This window comes from Albidovulum sp. (genome assembly GCF_041919395.1).
In the GTDB taxonomy this organism is placed as follows: Bacteria; Pseudomonadota; Alphaproteobacteria; order Rhodobacterales; family Rhodobacteraceae; genus Albidovulum.
The window spans coordinates 1-14,513 of the sequence record NZ_JAYRTX010000001.1 but is presented as its reverse complement, the minus strand read 5'-3'; the positions used below and the strand labels follow the sequence as shown (position 1 = coordinate 14,513).

Genomic DNA, 14,513 nt, shown 5'->3' with positions numbered 1-14,513 from the left:
ACTCACCCCCGCACCGCCTTCACGATCTTCTGCGCGGCGTCCGACAGGTTGTCCCCCGCGATCACGTTGAGGCCGGAAGTCGCGATGATCTCCTTGCCCTTCTCGACGTTGGTGCCCTCGAGCCGCACCACCAGCGGAACCTGGAGGCCCACTTCCTTCACCGCGGCGATGATGCCCTCGGCGATGATGTCGCAGCGCATGATGCCGCCGAAGATGTTGACGAGGATGCCCTTCACGTTGGGGTCCGAGGTGATGATCTTGAAGGCCTCGGTCACCTTCTCCTTCGTCGCCCCGCCGCCCACATCGAGGAAGTTGGCGGGTTCCGCGCCGTAAAGCTTGATGATGTCCATCGTCGCCATCGCAAGGCCCGCGCCGTTCACCATGCAGCCGATCTCGCCGTCGAGCGCGATGTAGTTCAGGTCGAACTTCGAGGCCGCGAGTTCCTTGGGGTCCTCTTCCGTCTCGTCCCGGAGCGCCATGACCTCGGGCTGGCGGTAGAGCGCGTTGTTGTCGAAGCCGATCTTGGCGTCGAGCACCTTGAGGTTGCCGTCCTTCAGCACGACGAGCGGGTTGATCTCCAGCATCTCCATGTCCTTCTCGATGAAGGCGCGGTAGAGCGTCTTGATCAGGCCCACGCATTGTTTGACCTGGTTGCCTTCGAGCCCGAGGGCGAAGGCGACGCGGCGGCCGTGGAAATCGGACAGCCCGGTGGCCGGATCGACGGCGAAGGAAAGGATCTTCTCGGGCGTCCTCGCGGCCACGTCCTCGATGTCCATCCCGCCTTCGGTCGAGCAGACGAAGGAGACACGGGAAGTGCCGCGGTCGACGAGAAGCGCGAGGTAAAGCTCGCGCGCGATGTCGGAGCCGTCCTCGATGTAGATGCGGTTGACCTGCTTGCCCGCCGGCCCGGTCTGGTGGGTGACGAGCGTGCGGCCGAGCATCTGCTTGGCCATCGACGCAGCCTCCTCGACCGATTTCGCGAGGCGGACACCGCCCTTTTCCCCCGCTTCGGCTTCCTTGAACCTGCCCTTGCCGCGGCCGCCCGCGTGGATCTGCGCCTTCACGACCCAGAGGGGCCCGTCAAGCTCGCCCGCCGCGGTCTTGGCCTCTTCGGCCCTGAGCACGACGCGGCCGTCGGAGACCGGCGCGCCGTAGGAGCGCAGGAGAGCCTTGGCCTGGTATTCGTGGATGTTCATCGCTGATCCCCGCTTGCGTTCGGTTTTGCGGGTTCTTCGCACAACGGCGCGGATTGGCGAAACGATAAATGCGGCAAATCCGCGGGAGCGGCAGAAAACTGCATTTTTGTGATCACGGCCAGAAAAAGTGTGATCACATAGGGATCGCCTGGGCCGGATCGTCTGCGGGGAGGGGGATTCGCGCGGGGTCCGGCGGGTCCGCGCCGGGAAGGCGGGGCGCCCGGCGGGCGCCCCGGAAATGTCAGGCGAGCGAGGGGTCGATCGCCTTGCAGGCGGCGACGAGGCCGCGCACGGCCTCCACCGACTTGTCGAACATCACCTGTTCGTCGCGGTTCAGCTTGATGTCGACGATGCGCTCCACGCCGCCGGCGCCGAGGATCGTCGGCACGCCGACATACATGCCGCTGAGCCCGTAGGCACCGTCCACATAGGCGGCGCAGGGCAGCAGGCGCTTCTGGTCCTTGAGGTAGGCTTCCGCCATCTCGATCGCCGAGGCGGCGGGCGCGTAGAAGGCCGAGCCGGTCTTCAGGAGGCCGACGATCTCGGCCCCGCCGTCGCGGGTGCGCTGGACGATGGCATCCAACCTTTCCTGCGTGGTCCATCCCATCTCGACGAGGTCGGGCAGGGGAATGCCGGCGACGGTGGAGTAGCGCACCAGGGGCACCATCGTGTCGCCGTGGCCGCCAAGGACGAAGGCGGTCACGTCCTTCATCGACACGTTGAATTCGAGGCTGAGGAAATGGCGGAACCGCGCCGAGTCGAGCACGCCGGCCATCCCGACGACCTTGTTCGCGGGCAGCCCCGAGAACTCGCGCAGCGCCCAGACCATCGCGTCCAGGGGGTTGGTTATGCAGATCACGAAGGCGTTCGGCGCATGGGCCTTGATGCCCTCGCCCACGGCCTTCATCACCTTTAGGTTGATGCCCAGAAGATCGTCGCGGCTCATCCCGGGCTTGCGCGGCACGCCGGCGGTGACGATGCAGACATCGGCGCCGGCGATGTCCTCGTAGCTGTTGGCGCCCTTCAGGGCCGCGTCGAAGCCCTCGACGGGACCGGACTGCGCGATGTCCAGCGCCTTGCCCTGGGGCGTGCCTTCGGCGATGTCGAAGAGAACGACGTCGCCGAGTTCCTTGATCGCGGCGAGATGGGCGAGCGTGCCGCCGATCTGTCCCGCGCCGATGAGGGCGATCCTGGGTCTGGCCATGATGGTCTCCGGCTCCTGCTGAGATGGGTCATTTCCGCCGCACTGCCTAATCGCTCCGGCCTTTTCGCGCAAGCCTGCCGCAATGCGGCATGTCCGGCCCCTTTTGCGTCATGCTGCGGCACTGTAGGGGTTGGGCCCGGATGGCAGGAGGGTTTCTGGGCATGATCGGCGCGGAGTTCTGGGTTCTGGGATGTCTCGCCGCGGTGCTTGTCGGGCTGTCGAAGGGCGGGCTGCCGGTCGTGGGAATGCTCGCGGTGCCTGTCCTGGCGCTCGCGATTTCGCCCGTGGCGGCGGCGGGGCTGCTGTTGCCGGTCTATGTCGCCTCGGACCTGATCGGGCTTTACGCCTACCGGAGGGCGTTCGACCGGCGGGTCCTCTCGATCCTCGCGCCCGCCGCGGTGCTGGGTGTCGGGTTCGGCTGGATGACCGCGGCCTCGGTGCCCGACCGGCTGGTGGCGGGGATCGTGGGGGCGATCGGGGTGGCCTTCGCGCTGACGCTTCTTCTCGGCCGGCGGCCAGAGAATGCGGGGCGCGGTCCGGCCCGCGTCGGCCCCGGGATCTTCTGGGGCGCGATCACCGGCTACACGAGTTTCGTCAGTCACGCCGGCGCGCCGCCCTATCAGGTCTATGTCCTGCCGCTCGGGCTGGAAAAGACTGTTTTTGCGGGCACGGCGACCGTGTTCTTCGCCTTCGTGAATGCCGTGAAACTGATCCCCTACTGGGCGCTCGGCCAGTTTTCGGCGGCGAACCTGAAGGCGGCGGCGATCCTGTCGCTGCCGGCGGTGGCGGCGGTGCTGGCGGGGGTCTGGCTGGTGCGCGTCCTGCCGGAGCGGCTCTTCTTCCGTCTTGTCACCTGGGCGCTTCTCGCGGTGTCGCTGAAGCACCTCTGGGACGCGGCGGTGGGTGGCTAGGGACCAAAGGCCGCCACGGTATCTGCGTTGGCGATCCCGATCCACGTCCCGGCCGGCGCGCCGGTTTGCGGCGGAACCGCCGCGAAGGAGTGGTGCGTGGCGAGGATGAGGACCGCGAAGCCGAGCGAGAGGGCGAAGAGTTTCTGCTGCATGGGGCGTTTCCGCTGTTTCGTGGGGCGAGGCGATGCTGCGGCCGGGCGGCGAAGATGCGGTGAACGGAGCGCGCGCGGTGGCGACGGAGCCCCCGCGGGAGCCTTGCAGGCACGGTGAGGGTCGGGGGTTTCTGCGTTGCGGCAAATAGCTCTTGCCGAAAGTGCCGCCACTGTGGTCTTTGACGCAATAATGTTGCGAGGAGATTCCCGATGGTCGCCGCCCTTCGCCCGCGCCCCTATCGTTCGGTGCTCTACATCCCCGGCTCGAAGGAGCGTGCGCTGGACAAGGCCCGCGAACTTGACTGCGATGCGATCATCTTCGACCTCGAGGATGCCGTGGCGCCGGACGAGAAGGCGAATGCCCGCGCGCTCCTCGCGCGGGTGCTGGCCGAGGCCGATTTTGGCGGGCGGGCGCGGATCGTGCGGGTGAACGGGCTCGACACCGACTGGGGGCGCGAGGATGCAATCGCCCTCGCCGCAGCGATCCGGGCGGGCGCTATGGTCGATGCGATTCTCGTTCCTAAGGTCTCATCCCCCGCCGATCTCGATACGGTGGCGGCGCTCGTGCCCGACATTCCGCTATGGGCGATGATGGAGACCGCGCTCGGCATGTTGAATGCCGCCGCCATCGCCGCGCATCCGCGACTGGAGGGCATGGTGATGGGCACGAACGACCTCGCCCGGGAACTCGGCAGCCGATTCCGGCAGGACCGGCTCGCGATGCAGGCGGGGCTCGGGCTCTGCCTTCTGGCCGCCAGGGCCTACGGCCGGATCATCGTCGATGGAGTCTACAACGCCTTCAAGGACGAGGCGGGGCTGATGGCGGAATGCGAGCAGGGCCGCGACATGGGCTTCGACGGCAAGACGCTCATCCATCCGGCGCAGCTTGCCATCGCCAACGCGGCCTTCGCGCCGTCGGAGGCCGAAATCGACCTCGCCCGCCGCCAGATCGCGGCCTTCGAGGAAGCGAAGGCAGCGGGGCAGGGTGTCGCCGTGGTGGACGGGCGGATCGTCGAGAACCTGCATGTCGCGACCGCCCGCCAGGCGCTTGCCCGCGCGGAAGCCATTGCGGAGCGCGCGAAATAGGGAAAGGCTCTGCCCGCGTTTCGGTCAGGGAGATTTCGCAATGCAGATCCTGGTTCTCGGCCTCATTCTCTGGGTCGCCGCGCACCTGTTCAAGCGCCTCGCCCCCGGTCTCAGGGCGCGGATGGGCGAGATGCCGGGCAAGATGGCCGTGACCGTGCTCTCGCTCGCCGCGCTCATCCTCATGGTGATCGGCTACCGGCGGGCCGAGGTCGAGCCCGTCTACACGCCCCTGCCGGGGATGGGGCACCTGACCGACCTTCTGATGCTCGTGGCGCTCTTTCTCTTCGGCCTGTCGCACAGCAAGGGGCGGCTTCGCGCCCGACTGCGGCATCCGATGCTGACGAGCGTGGTTGTCTGGGCCGTGGCGCATCTTCTGGTCAATGGCGATCTGGCGTCGATCGTGCTCTTCGGCGGGCTCGGCCTCTGGGCCGTGGCGTCCATTCTCCTGATCAATGCGCAGGGCGAATGGGCGCGGCCGGCGCCGGGCGGGCTCAGGGGCGACGCGATCGCCCTTGCAATCGCGGTCGTCCTCTACGGGCTGATCGCGGGCATCCATATCTGGCTCGGCTACAACCCGTTCCTCGGGACCTACGGCTAGGGCCCCGCCGCGACAAAGACAGAAGGAAGAGCGATGAAAACCAATCCGGGCCGGTTCTTCGAGGACTATCAGGTCGGCGAGGTCATCGCCCATGCTGTGCCGCGGACCGTCTCGGGGGGCGAGCGTGCGGTCTACCACGCGCTCTACCCCGCCCGTCACGCGCTCCATTCCTCGGACGCCTTCGCCCGCGCCTGCGGCCTGAAGGCCGCCCCGATGGACGATCTCATCGCCTTCCACACGGTCTTCGGCAAGACCGTGCCGGACATCAGCCTGAACGCCGTCGCCAACCTCGGCTATGCCGAGGGGCGCTGGATCCAGCGGGTCTGGCCGGGGGATACACTCCGCTCCGAAAGCCAGGTGATCGGGGTGAAGGAGAACTCCAACGGCAAGTCGGGGGTCGTCTGGGTCCGGACGCGCGGACTGAACCAGCACGACGAGGTCGTGCTGGAATACGTCCGCTGGGTGATGATCCGCAAGCGCGACGCCGCCGCCCCGGCGTCCGAAGCGGCGGTGCCGGTCCTCCAGCCGGTCGTGGCGCCCGCAGATCTGGTGCTGCCCGAGGGGCTCGACTTCACGGGATACGACTTCGGACTCGCCGGAGAGCCGCACCGCTGGGGCGACTACGCGGTGGGCGAGAAGATCGACCACGTGGACGGCGTGACGGTCGAGGAGGCCGAGCACATGCTGGCCACCCGGCTCTGGCAGAACACGGCCAAGGTTCATTTCGACGCGACGAACCGCGAGGACGGGCGGCGGCTGATCTATGGCGGGCATGTGATCTCGCTCGCCCGGGGGCTCAGCTTCAACGGGCTGGCGAATGCGCAGATGCTCGTGGCGCTGAACGCGGGCGCCCATGCCAGCCCCTGTTTCGCGGGCGACACGGTGCGGGCCTGGTCCGAGGTGCTCGACAAGGCCGAAACCGCGGCGCCCGGCGTCGGCGCGATCCGGCTCAGGCTGGTCGCGGTGAAGCACGGCGCGGCGCCCTTCGCGCTAAGGGACCCGGAGGGGAGATACCGGCCCGAGGTGCTTCTGGACCTCGACTACTGGGCCTTGATGCCTTTGTGATCGCTCGCGCCCGGGCCGCGCGCTATGCTCTGCCCATGCGCCGGGTCCTTGCCCTCTGTCTTCTCCCTGTGCTCGCCGCCCCGGCGGCGGGATGCGAGCTTGCGCTCCTCCTCGCTGTCGACGTCTCGGGCTCGGTCGATTCGGGCGAATATGCGGTGCAGATGCAGGGGCTGGCAGAGGGGCTGCGCGACGGGGTCGTGACCGAGGCGCTCGTAAGGGCCGGGGCGGCGGTCGCGCTGATGCAATGGACGGGCGCTTCGCGGCAGGAACTGTCGGTCGGCTGGACGCGGATCGAGCGGCCCGAGGATGTCGAAGCCCTTGCGGCGCGGATCAGGAGGGTGCCGCGCGTCTGGACGGAGTTCTCGACCGCCATCGGGCAGGCGATGACCTTCGGCATGGGCGTCTTCGATCAGGCGCCCGCCTGCCGCCGGCGGGTCATGGACATCTCCTCGGACGGGCGCAGCAACGAGGGGACGGAGCCCGGCGAAATCCGGGCGGAAATGGACAGCCTCGCCATCGTCGTCAATGCCCTCGTGATCCGGGGCGAGGACGCGGAGCTGCCGGATTATTTCGCCCGCAACGTCATGACCGGCGCGAACGCCTTCGTCGTGACCGCCGAAAGCTATGACGAGTATCCGGAGCGGATGCGCCGCAAGCTCAGGCGCGAGACGGAGCGGCCGGTGTCCGCGCTGCCGGCCGGGGCGATTCCCGCACGTTTCGAGCGGTGACCAGCGCACTGGAAAGTGTGATCACGAATTTTTTCCATGTGATCACAAACCGCGACTTTAACGCTAACGCGCACCGATTCCGCGCATTTCGTCCATTCGCGGCGTGACATGGGCGGGATTTGCGCTATTGAGAAGGGCGAAGGCGCCCCCCTGCGCGGCCGGGCGCGAGAAAAAGGGGGACCGAAATGGCCGATGTCAACCGGGGCAAGCGCCCGCTGTCGCCTTTCATGATCGGGCCATACTATCGTCCGCAGCTCACCTCCATCAGCTCGATCCTGACGCGGATCACCGGCAACGCCCTGATCGCCGCCGCCCTTCTCATCGTCTGGTGGCTGCTCGCTGCGGCGACGAGTGCCGAGTATTTCGCCGTGGCCGACGCGGTGGTGCGGAGCTGGATCGGCAAGCTCGTCTTCGCAGGATCGATCTGGGCGGTCTGGTACCACTATCTCGCCGGGCTCCGGCACCTCTGGTTCGACAGCGGCCGCGGGCTCGACATTCCGACCGCCGAGCGGCTCGGCTGGGGCGTGATCCTCGGGTCGGTCGGGCTGGCCCTCATCACCATCACCATTCTCTGAAAGGGGGCGGACATGCGATACCTCACCGATGCCAAGCGCGCCGCCGGCCTCGGCTCCGCCAAGACCGGAACCGCGCATCACTGGTACATGCAGATGAGCGCGGTCGGCCTTGCCGTCCTCGTGCCGCTCTTCATCTTCACCTTCGGCCGGGTTGTCGGCGCCGATCACGCGACGGTGGTCGAATATTACGGCCGTCCGTTTCCGGCGATCGTCGCCGGGCTGACGCTCTGGGTAGGGATGCTCCACTTCCGCCACGGCGCGCAGATGATGATCGAGGATTATGCCCACGGCTTCATGCGCAAGGCGCTGATCGTCGCGGTCGTCTGCATCACCTACGCGACCATCGCCACCGGGCTTTACGCGCTGATCCGGCTCGCGCTTTAAGGAAACTCACGATGACCGCTGCTTATCCTTACGAAACGCATGAATACGACGTGGTCGTGGTGGGCGCCGGTGGCGCGGGCCTCCGCGCGACGCTGGGCATGGCCGAACAGGGGCTGCGGACAGCCTGCGTCACCAAGGTCTTTCCGACGCGCTCGCATACCGTGGCGGCACAGGGCGGCATCGCCGCCAGCCTGTCGAACATGGGGCCGGACCACTGGCAGTGGCACATGTACGACACGGTGAAGGGCTCGGACTGGCTTGGCGATACCGATGCGATGGAATACCTCGCGCGGGAGGCGCCCAAGGCGGTCTACGAGCTCGAGCACTACGGCGTGCCCTTCAGCCGCACCGAGGAGGGCAAGATCTACCAGCGCCCCTTCGGCGGTCATACGACCGAATTCGGCGAGGGCCCCCCGGTGCAGCGCACCTGCGCGGCCGCCGACCGCACCGGCCATGCGATCCTGCACACGCTCTACGGCCAGTCGCTGAAGCAGAAGGCGGAATTCTTCATCGAGTACTTCGCCATCGACCTCGTCATCACCGACGGCGCCTGCACCGGCGTGGTGGCCTGGAAGCTCGACGACGGCACGATCCATGTCTTCAATGCCAAGATGGTGGTGCTGGCGACCGGCGGCTACGGCAGGGCCTATTTCTCGGCGACGGGTGCCCACACCTGCACCGGCGACGGCGGCGGGATGGTGGCGCGTGCGGGCCTGCCCTTGCAGGACATGGAGTTCGTCCAGTTCCACCCGACCGGCATCTACGGTGCCGGCTGCCTCATCACCGAGGGCGCGCGGGGCGAGGGCGGTTACCTCACCAACTCCGAGGGCGAGCGGTTCATGGAACGCTATGCGCCGACCTACAAGGACCTGGCATCGCGCGACGTGGTCAGCCGCTGCATGACCATCGAGATCCGCGAGGGGCGCGGCGTGGGCGAGCACAAGGACCATATCCACCTGCACCTCAACCACCTGCCGCCCGAAACGCTGCACGAACGGCTGCCGGGCATCAGCGAGTCGGCGAAGATCTTCGCCGGAGTCGATGTGACGAAGGAGCCCATCCCGGTGTTGCCGACGGTGCACTACAACATGGGCGGGATCCCGACGAACTACTGGGGCGAGGTGCTGAATCCCCTGCCAGGCAAGCCCGACAACGTCTTCCCCGGCCTCATGGCGGTGGGCGAGGCGGGTTGCGCCTCCGTCCACGGGGCGAACCGTCTCGGCTCCAACTCGCTCATCGACCTCGTGGTCTTCGGCCGCGCCGCGGCGATCCGGGCGGGGCAGGTCGTGGACCGTGTCCGTGCCGTGCCCGCGACGAACACTGGCGAGGTGGACAGGGCGCTTTCCCGCTTCGACGGCCTCCGCCACGCCAAGGGCAACCTGTCGACCGCCGAGCTGCGGCTTGAGATGCAAAAGACCATGCAGTCCGACGCGGCCGTCTTCCGCACGGACAAGACGCTTGCCGAGGGCGCGGAGAAGATGAAGCGCATCGCGGCCAAGATGGACGACCTCAAGGTAACCGACCGCTCGCTGATCTGGAACTCCGACCTGATGGAGACGCTGGAGCTGACGAACCTCATGCCCAACGCGCTCGCCACCATCGTGGCTGCCGAGGCGCGGAAGGAAAGTCGCGGGGCGCATGCGAGCGAGGATCATCCCAACCGCGACGACGCCAACTGGCGCAAGCATTCGCTCGCGCGGGTGGAGGGCGCGGAGGTCCGGCTCGACTACCGGCCCGTCCATCTCGATCCGCTGACGTCCGAGGCCGAGGGCGGCATCAGCCTGAAGAAGATCGCGCCCAAGGCGCGGGTCTACTGATGCAGGCGCGCGCCGCCCTCCTGCCGGCCGTCGCGCTGGTCGCGGCCTGCGGGCCGATGTCGGTGGAACGCGCCGAGGAGGCGTGCTTCGACCGCGCCCGGCTTGCCGCCGGCCCGCGCGGGCTGGTGGCGGTGGGGGCGGGCTCGGGCGGGGCGAAGTCGAAGCTCCGGCTGGAGGTCTCCTCCGACTGGCTGCAGGGCAAGGACCCTGCGGCCCTCTACACCACCTGCGTCTATCAGAAATCCGGCCAGTTCCCGCGACGGCCGCTCTATGACCTCCCCGGTTGGAAGGGATAAGACATGGTCCAGTTCACGCTTCCCAAGAATTCCAAGGTCCGCGTCGGCAAGACCTGGCCGCGGCCCGAGGGCCGGAACGTCCGCAAGTTCCAGGTCTACCGCTGGGATCCCGACACCGGCGAGAACCCGCGGGTCGATACCTATTTCATCGACATGGACAAGTGCGGCCCGATGGTCTTGGACGCGCTCATCAAGATCAAGAACGAGATCGACCCGACGCTGACCTTCCGCCGGTCCTGCCGCGAGGGCATCTGCGGCTCCTGCGCCATGAACATCGACGGGATCAACACGCTGGCCTGCATCTACGGCCTTGACGAGATCACCGGCGACGTGAAGATCTACCCGCTGCCGCACATGCCGGTCATCAAGGACCTGATCCCCGACCTGACTCATTTCTACGCCCAGCATGCCAGCATCATGCCCTGGCTGGAGACGAAGACCAACCGTCCGGCGAAGGAGTGGCGCCAGTCGATCGAGGACCGCAGGAAGCTCGACGGGCTCTATGAATGCGTGATGTGCGCGTCCTGCTCCACCGCCTGCCCAAGCTACTGGTGGAACGGCGACCGCTATCTCGGCCCGGCAGCACTTCTGCACGCCTATCGCTGGATCATCGACAGCCGCGACGAGGCGACGGGCGAGCGGCTGGACCAGCTTGAGGACCCGTTCAAGCTCTACCGCTGCCACACGATCATGAACTGCACCAAGACCTGCCCGAAGGGGCTGAACCCGGCGAAAGCCATCGCCGAGATCAAGCGGCTGATGGTCGAGCGCGTGGTCTGAGGCGCCCGGCCCGTGCGCGCCGGCTCGGCAAGCGCGGACCCGGCCTCGGCCCGCGCCGCGGCTGAACGGACGTCGCCGGAGGGCGGTCGGTGGTTGACGCGACGCCCAAGCGGCCCGCGTGGTTGCGAAATCCGCGAGACGGCCGGTGTGGATGCCGCTAAGCTTGGCCTGCCCGGAGGGCGGCCACTGCCCTGACGGCCGCATGGAGGATTGCCGAGATGGATGTCGACACGCTGGGAAGCCGCCTGAAAGAATGGTCCGACCTGATGGCACGGACGCAGGCGGTTCTGGCGCAGTCCCAGGTCGCCGCTGCCGCCAAGGCCACGGGCGACGAATTCTCCATCGTCGACGCCAACTCGGTCATGTCCGCCTACCTGAAGATCTGGTCCGAGGTGATGTCGGACCCCATCGCCGTCACCGAATTTGCCCAGAACGCCTGGATGGACTGGGCCAAGGCCTGGCGCGATGCCTGGGCGGGGGAAGGGCAAGGCGCTGCCGACAAGCGCTTCCGCGACCGGAAGTGGGATGCCGACCCGATCGCCCGGGGGCTGCGGGATTCGCACCTTGCACTGGAACGCGCGACGGAACGGTTCCTGAAAGCCCTGCCCGATGGCACGAAGGACGCGCTGCGGGTGAAGTTCTACACAAGGCAGATGCTGAGCGCGCTGGCGCCGACGAATTTCCTCGCGCTCAACCCGGCCGCCCGCGAGCGCTTCCTCGAGACCGAGGGCGCGAGCCTGCTGGAGGGCTTCCGCAACCTCGTCGAGGACCTCGAGCGCGGGCAGGGCCGGCTCGACATCGCCACCAACGACCCCACCGCCTTCGAGGTAGGGCGCGATCTGGCGACATCGCCCGGCAAGGTCGTCTACCAGAACAAGCTCATGCAGCTCATCCACTATGCGCCCCTGACCGAGAAGCAGAAGAAGCGCCCGCTGCTTTTCGTGCCGCCGTGGATCAACAAATACTACATCTTCGATCTCAAGCCCGAGAACAGCCTTGTCCGCTACATGCTGAGCCAGGGGCACAGCGTCTATCTCATCTCCTGGGTCAACCCGACGAAGGAACATGCCGAACTGAGTTTCGAGGACTACATGAAGCTCGGCCCCCTCGCCGCCCTTGATGCGATGGAGAAGGACAGCGGCGAGAAGAAGTTCGACATCCTCGGCTTCTGCATCGGCGGCATCCTCGTGACCGCGACTGTCGCGCTCCTCGCGGCGCGGAAGGACAAGCGCATCGCCACCGCCACGACCTTCGCCACCATGGTCGATTTCACCGACGTGGGAGAGATCGGCGTCTTCATCGACCGCGACCGGCTGAAGGTTCTCAGGACGCATATGAAGGAGAAGGGGTACCTCGAAAACCACCACCTTCAGGACATGTTCTCGATGATCCGGGAAAACGACCTCGTCTGGTCGTTCCACGTGATGAATTACCTGATGGGACGGAAGCCGCCGGCCTTCGACCTTCTCTTCTGGAACGCCGACAGCACGCGGCTCCCGGCAGCGATGCTGCTCTGGTATCTGGAGAAGATCTACATCGAGAACGGGCTGAGGCAGCCCGGGCAGATCACGCTCGACGGAACGCCCATCGACCTCGGGCGGATCGAAGTTCCGTTCTTCGTGCTGGCGACGAAGGAGGACCACATCGCGCCCTGGACCTCGATCTACCCGACGACCCAGCTTCTGGGCGGCGAGGTGAAGTTCGTGCTCGGCGGATCGGGCCATATCGCCGGGGTGATAAACCCGCCCGTGGCGCGGCCGAAATACGGCTACTGGACGCGCGACGACTATCCGCCCTCGGCTGCGGACTGGTTCGCCGGGGCGGAGCAGCACCAGGGCTCCTGGTGGCCCGCCTGGTCGGATTGGATCGAGGCGCATTCGCCTGCGGCGCCGGTGCCGGCGCGGGTGCCGGGAAAGGGCGGTCTGAAGGCGATCGAGGACGCGCCCGGAAGCTACGTTCGGGCGAAGTAGCGGGCCGGCGGCGGCACCCCGGGGCAGGTGCCGCCTGACCTGTGGCCCTATCGGGACGCCGCCAGCCCGTCGATGATCGCGTTGAACCGGGCCGAGGGGCGCATCACACGCGCGACCTTCGATGCGTCGGGGTGGTAGTAGCCGCCAAGATCGGCGGGCTTGCCCTGCGCAGCACCGAGTTCGGACAGGATCGCCGCTTCGTCTTGTGCGAGCGCGTCGGCGACCTTGCGGAACCTTGCGGCGAGACCGGCATCGTCATCCTGCGCGGCGATGGCCTCCGCCCAATAGCGCGCGAACCAGTAGTGGCTGTCACGGTTATCGGGCTGGCCGGCCTTCCGTTCGGGCGAGCGGTCATTGTCCAGAATGCCCTGGGTCGCCGCATCCACGGCCTTGCCGAGCACACGCGCCCTGGCATTGCCGCTGGTCTCGGCGAGGAAGCTGAGGCTTTCCCCCAGGGCGCAGAATTCGCCGAGCGAGTCCCAGCGCAGGTGGTTTTCCTCGACAAGCTGCTGGACATGCTTCGGCGCGGAACCGCCCGCGCCCGTCTCGAACATCCCGCCGCCGTTCATCAGCTTCACGATCGACAGCATCTTGGCCGAGGTGCCAAGTTCGAGGATCGGGAAGAGGTCGGTCAGGTAGTCGCGCAGCACGTTGCCGGTGATCGCGATGGAGTTTTCGCCCCTGCGGATGGTTTCCAGCGTCAGCCGCGTGGCCGCGCGGGGCGACATGATCTTGAACCGGTCGGCAACCCCCGCCTTCTCGAGGAGCGGCTTGACGAGGCCGATGAGTACCGCATCATGTCCGCGGGCCGCGTCGAGCCAGAAGATTGCCTGACAGCCCTCTGCCTTCTGCCTTTCGATGGCGAGCTTCACCCAGTCCTCGATCGGGGCCTTTCGGGTACTGGCCGCGCGCCAGATGTCGCCGGCTTCGACCGCATGTTCGTGCAGGACGTCGCCATTGGCCAGAACGACCCTCACGGTGCCGTCGACGGGAATTTCGAAGGTCGTCGGGTGCGAGCCGTATTCCTCGGCCTTCTGCGCCATGAGCCCGACGTTCTGCACGGTTCCGGCCGTCCGCGGATCGAGTGCGCCGGTTTCCTTGAAGTAGCGCACCGCCTCGTCGTAGACCGGCGCGTAGGAGCTGTCGGGGATCACGCAGTTCGTGTCCGCCTCGCGGCCGTCGGGGCCCCAGGCCTTGCCGCCGGCGCGGATCAGCGCCGGCATGGAGGCGTCGATGATGACGTCCGAGGGCACGTGCAGGTTGGTGATGCCCTTGTCGGAGTTCGCCATGTAGAGCGGCGGGCGGGCGGCGAGGGTTTCCTTGATCGCCGCCTCGATTTCGGCCCCGTTCACCATCCCGGCAATGCTGTCGAGCATCGCGCCCAGGCCCGAGTTCGGGTTGACCCCGGCCGCGGAAAGCTCGGCGCCATAAAGGTCGAAGACGGGCTCGAGATAGGCGCGGACCGCATGCCCGAAGAGGATCGGGTCGGAGACCTTCATCATCGTGGCCTTCAGGTGCAGCGAAAAGAGCGTCCCGTCGGCCCTCGTGGTTTCGATCTGCTCCTTCAGGAAGCGGTCGAGCGCCTTCGCGGACATGAAGGTGGCGTCCGCGACGGTGCCGGCGGGGTATTGAACCTTGTCCTTCAGGACCTTGACCGTCCCGTCCTTGCCTGTGAGTTCGATCCGTGCGGCGCCGGCCTGCGCCTCGGTGACGATTGCGGATTTCTCGTTCGAGAAGAAATCGTCGGCGCC

The 14,513-nt window shown here is 67.1% G+C and carries 15 protein-coding genes; 11 read left to right on the top strand and 4 right to left on the bottom strand.

From position 1 onward, the window contains the following. Window positions 1–2: 2 nt before the first annotated feature. Both sucC and mdh read right to left on the bottom strand, forming a co-directional pair. Complete coding sequence (gene sucC, locus ACMUOO_RS00075) at window positions 3–1,196, bottom strand: ADP-forming succinate--CoA ligase subunit beta (protein ID WP_301919266.1); 1,194 nt, start codon at window positions 1,194–1,196, stop codon at window positions 3–5. Window positions 1,197–1,437: 241 nt separating this feature from the next. Continuing rightward, window positions 1,438–2,400, bottom strand: a complete 963-nt coding sequence (mdh, locus tag ACMUOO_RS00070) for a malate dehydrogenase (RefSeq protein ID WP_301919265.1) — start codon at window positions 2,398–2,400, stop codon at window positions 1,438–1,440. A gap of 161 nt (window positions 2,401–2,561) precedes the next feature. On the opposite strand from mdh, the gene ACMUOO_RS00065 reads away from it, so the two are divergent. Beyond that, on the top strand, window positions 2,562–3,311 hold the full coding sequence (locus ACMUOO_RS00065; protein ID WP_301919264.1) for a sulfite exporter TauE/SafE family protein: 750 nt from the start codon (window positions 2,562–2,564) through the stop codon (window positions 3,309–3,311). Here the strand turns inward: ACMUOO_RS00065 and ACMUOO_RS00060 are convergent. Then, window positions 3,308–3,463: a hypothetical protein gene (locus tag ACMUOO_RS00060; RefSeq protein ID WP_301919263.1), complete on the bottom strand. Its 156-nt coding sequence runs from the start codon at window positions 3,461–3,463 to the stop codon at window positions 3,308–3,310. The genes ACMUOO_RS00065 and ACMUOO_RS00060 overlap by 4 nt on opposite strands. 210 nt (window positions 3,464–3,673) lie before the next feature. On the opposite strand from ACMUOO_RS00060, the gene ACMUOO_RS00055 reads away from it, so the two are divergent. From ACMUOO_RS00055 to ACMUOO_RS00010, 10 genes are all read left to right on the top strand, one after another. Then, entirely contained in the window at window positions 3,674–4,549 is an 876-nt protein-coding gene (locus tag ACMUOO_RS00055; protein ID WP_301919262.1) for an HpcH/HpaI aldolase/citrate lyase family protein, read from the top strand. A 40-nt stretch (window positions 4,550–4,589) separates the two neighbouring features. Then, the gene (locus tag ACMUOO_RS00050) at window positions 4,590–5,147 is read left to right on the top strand and encodes an NnrU family protein (protein WP_301919261.1); all 558 of its coding nucleotides are present in this window, start codon (window positions 4,590–4,592) and stop codon (window positions 5,145–5,147) included. Window positions 5,148–5,180: 33 nt separating this feature from the next. After that, window positions 5,181–6,212: a MaoC family dehydratase gene (locus tag ACMUOO_RS00045; RefSeq protein ID WP_301919260.1), complete on the top strand. Its 1,032-nt coding sequence runs from the start codon at window positions 5,181–5,183 to the stop codon at window positions 6,210–6,212. 35 nt (window positions 6,213–6,247) lie between these two features. Beyond that, a complete protein-coding gene (locus ACMUOO_RS00040) occupies window positions 6,248–6,940 on the top strand; it encodes a DUF1194 domain-containing protein (RefSeq protein ID WP_301919259.1) in 693 nt (230 codons plus the stop codon). Between the two features lie 185 nt (window positions 6,941–7,125). Then, window positions 7,126–7,515 (top strand): succinate dehydrogenase, cytochrome b556 subunit, encoded by a 390-nt coding sequence (gene sdhC, locus ACMUOO_RS00035; RefSeq protein ID WP_301919258.1) that lies wholly within the window; start codon window positions 7,126–7,128, stop codon window positions 7,513–7,515. 12 nt (window positions 7,516–7,527) lie between these two features. Then, the gene (locus tag ACMUOO_RS00030; RefSeq protein ID WP_301919257.1) at window positions 7,528–7,899 is read left to right on the top strand and encodes a succinate dehydrogenase, hydrophobic membrane anchor protein; all 372 of its coding nucleotides are present in this window, start codon (window positions 7,528–7,530) and stop codon (window positions 7,897–7,899) included. Window positions 7,900–7,910: 11 nt separating this feature from the next. Then, window positions 7,911–9,716, top strand: coding sequence for a succinate dehydrogenase flavoprotein subunit (gene sdhA, locus ACMUOO_RS00025; RefSeq protein ID WP_301919256.1), 1,806 nt, complete (start codon window positions 7,911–7,913; stop codon window positions 9,714–9,716). Beyond that, entirely contained in the window at window positions 9,716–10,012 is a 297-nt protein-coding gene (locus ACMUOO_RS00020; protein ID WP_301919255.1) for a hypothetical protein, read from the top strand. The genes sdhA and ACMUOO_RS00020 overlap by 1 nt, the downstream gene beginning before the upstream one ends. 3 nt (window positions 10,013–10,015) lie before the next feature. After that, entirely contained in the window at window positions 10,016–10,792 is a 777-nt protein-coding gene (locus ACMUOO_RS00015; protein ID WP_301919254.1) for a succinate dehydrogenase iron-sulfur subunit, read from the top strand. A gap of 218 nt (window positions 10,793–11,010) precedes the next feature. After that, window positions 11,011–12,762: a PHA/PHB synthase family protein gene (locus ACMUOO_RS00010; RefSeq protein WP_301919253.1), complete on the top strand. Its 1,752-nt coding sequence runs from the start codon at window positions 11,011–11,013 to the stop codon at window positions 12,760–12,762. Window positions 12,763–12,809: 47 nt separating this feature from the next. Here ACMUOO_RS00010 and ACMUOO_RS00005 read toward each other — a convergent pair. Further along, the coding region (locus ACMUOO_RS00005) for an NADP-dependent isocitrate dehydrogenase (protein WP_413854625.1) at window positions 12,810–14,513 on the bottom strand (1,704 nt) is incomplete at its 5' end.